Source organism: Tabrizicola sp. (assembly GCF_041911175.1).
GTDB lineage: Bacteria > Pseudomonadota > Alphaproteobacteria > Rhodobacterales > Rhodobacteraceae > Tabrizicola.
This window is the reverse complement of the sequence record NZ_JAYRPN010000020.1, coordinates 1-2,563: the sequence shown is the minus strand read 5'-3', so window position 1 is coordinate 2,563 and position 2,563 is coordinate 1. Positions and strand designations below refer to the sequence as shown.

The window sequence follows — 2,563 nt, the reverse complement described above, 5'->3', positions numbered from 1 at the left end:
GGGCAGGGGCAGACCGCCCGCCGCGATGGTGCGCAGCCAGGGCGCGGCTCCGCCTCCCGGTGCATTCAGGATCAGCAGGGCGACACCCTGCCAGACGAACAGCATGGCGAGGGTGACGACGATGTCAGGCACCTTTGAGACGACGATCAGGAAGCCGTTGATCGCCCCCATGGCGAGGCCGAGGAGGAGGACGCCGATCACGACCGCGACCGATTGCGCGTCGGTCGCGCCTTGCATCAGCACCGCCCCGGTCACGCTGGCGACGGCCATCATCGCGGCGATGCTAAGGTCGATGCCCCCGGCCAGGACGACGATGGCCATGCCGATGGTGGCCAGCGCAAAGGGCAGGGCGGCGCGGGCCAGGCTGTCGAGGCCCGAGGCGCCGAAACCGGGCTGGATCAGCTTGGTGGCAAGGAGGAGCGCCGCGAGAAGGACGGCGAGGCCCAGGGTCCAGGTGTTGGCTTCGATCCAGCGCTTCATGGCCTGACCCCTGCGCGGGTCGGGGCGGTTTTCAAATTGAGCGCCTTGCGGCGCGTGCCTTTTGTCTCGCCGCTTTGCGTGAAGGACGCAAAGCGGCTCGGATGTGCCTCCGGCGGGGATATTTGGACAAATGTGAAAGGGTGAAGGAGGGACGCGCGGGTCATGCCGGGGCCTTTTCGGTCAGCCCGTAGGCGGCGCGCATCAGGGTGGCCTCATCGGCGTCCTTCGCGTCGATCACGTCCATCACCCGGCCGTTGAAGATCACCACGGCGCGGTCGCAGGCGAGGCGGATCTCGGCGAGTTCGGAGGTGTAGAACAGCACTGCCGCCCCCTGCCCGGCCAGGTCGCGGACAAGGGCGTAGATCTGCCGCTTGGTGCGGATGTCGATGCCGCGCGTCGGGTCGAAGAGGAGCAGCGTCCGCACCCCCTTCGCGATCCAGCGGGCGATCGTCACCTTCTGCTGGTTGCCACCGGAGAGCCTGCGGACTTCTCCCTGGGCGCGGGTGTCGATCTGGAGCGTCTCGATGGCGGCGTTGACCTTCGCGGCCTCGTCCCCCATGCGAATGGCGCCCCAGTTGCGCAGGCGGGCCAGGAGCGGCACGGCGATGTTCTCGCGGACCGAGCGCGACATGAAGAGCGCATGGGCGCGATCACCGGGGACCAGGGTCAGCCCGGCGGAGATGGCATCGGCGGGGTGGGAGAAGCTGCGGGCGGTGCCGTCGACCTCGACCGTCCCGGCGCTGGCTTTGCGGTTGCCCGCGAGGGTGTCGAACAACTCGTCCTGGCCCTGGCCTTCGAGGGCGACGACCCCCAGCACCTCGCCCTGGTAGAGGTCGAAGGACACGTCGGTCAGGCGGGTGCCGGTCTTGAGGCCCTTGACCCGCAGGCGGGGGATTCCGGTAACGGGCTTCACGGGCCGGTCTTCCGAGACGGCGGCGGCAACGGTTCCACCCAGCATCATCTCGACGATGCGTTCCTCGATCCCCGGCTCGATGGGAAGGTCGCCCACGGTCAGCCCGTCGCGCAGCACGGTGGCGCGGTCGCAGATCGCGGCGATCTCGGTGAAGCGGTGCGAGATGTAGATCACCGACCGCCCGGCATCGGCCTGGGCGCGGACGACCTTGAGCACGCGCTCGACAAGGTCGGTCGGCAGGGCGGCGGTGAGTTCGTCCAGCAGCAGCACGTCCGGCTGGATGGCCAGCGCCCGGGCGAGGTCGACGATGCGCAGGGAGGCGAGGGGGAGCGAGCGGATCATGGCCTCGGGGTCGAGCGTCGGCAGGCCAAGCTCGGAAACCCAATGGCGGAACGGCTCCATCGCGGTGTCGCCAAGGCGCAGATTGTCGGCGACGGAAAGATCAGGGATCAGCGAAGGCTCCTGGTAGACCGGCACCAAGCCCCATTTCCGCGCCCCGGCGGGATTGGCGACAGTGCTGTCGCGGCCCTTGATCCTGACATGGCCGGCATCAGGTTTCAGCACACCGGTCAGGATCTTGACGAAGGTGGATTTCCCGGCCCCGTTCGCGCCCATCAGCGCCACGACCTGACCCCGTCCGACTTGCAGCGAGGCGTTCTTCAGGGCCTGGACCGCGCCAAAGCGTTTGGCGACTCCCGTGGCGTCAAGAACTGGCTCGGCGGTATCCGGCATGGCGGGCTTTCGGTCAAGGGAAGGCGGCCCCCGGAGATGCCCCGGAGGCCGTGAGGGATCAGCCGGGCAGGCTTATTCGCCCGGGCCCTTGCAGGCGATGATCTGGTCCATCGTGTAGGTGGTCCAGCCGGGGATCGAGACCGAGACCGGCCATTCCGGCGACAGGTTCGGGTTGGCGGCGGCGGCGAGCTTGGCCTTGCCTTCCTCGCTGACGTTGTCCCAAAGCTCCGGGTTCACCAGCACGGTCTTTTCCGCCGGGGCCTTGCCGTCGAGGATCTGGATCGCCAACGCGACGCCTGCACCGCCGACCGAGCCGGGGTTGGTCACCGCCGCGCCTTGCAGGCCCGCGACGCTGGAGAGCTGGCCGACGAAGCCCGCGTTGTCGGCACCGACGACCGGCACCAGCGGCGCACCGGATTCGACCAGCGCGTCGACGAT

General features: G+C 68.8%; 2 protein-coding genes and 1 pseudogene. All 3 read right to left on the bottom strand.

The annotated features are described in order from the left end of the window. Positions 1 to 480, bottom strand: a 480-nt coding sequence (locus tag ACE3P6_RS02875) for an ABC transporter permease (RefSeq protein WP_374391456.1), incomplete at its 3' end; no start/stop codon positions are given. 160 nt (positions 481 to 640) lie between these two features. Continuing rightward, on the bottom strand, positions 641 to 2,125 hold the full coding sequence (locus ACE3P6_RS02870; protein WP_374391454.1) for a sugar ABC transporter ATP-binding protein: 1,485 nt from the start codon (positions 2,123 to 2,125) through the stop codon (positions 641 to 643). Positions 2,126 to 2,197: 72 nt separating this feature from the next. Next, positions 2,198 to 2,563 (bottom strand): annotated as a pseudogene (locus ACE3P6_RS02865) (sugar ABC transporter substrate-binding protein); the annotation flags it as partial.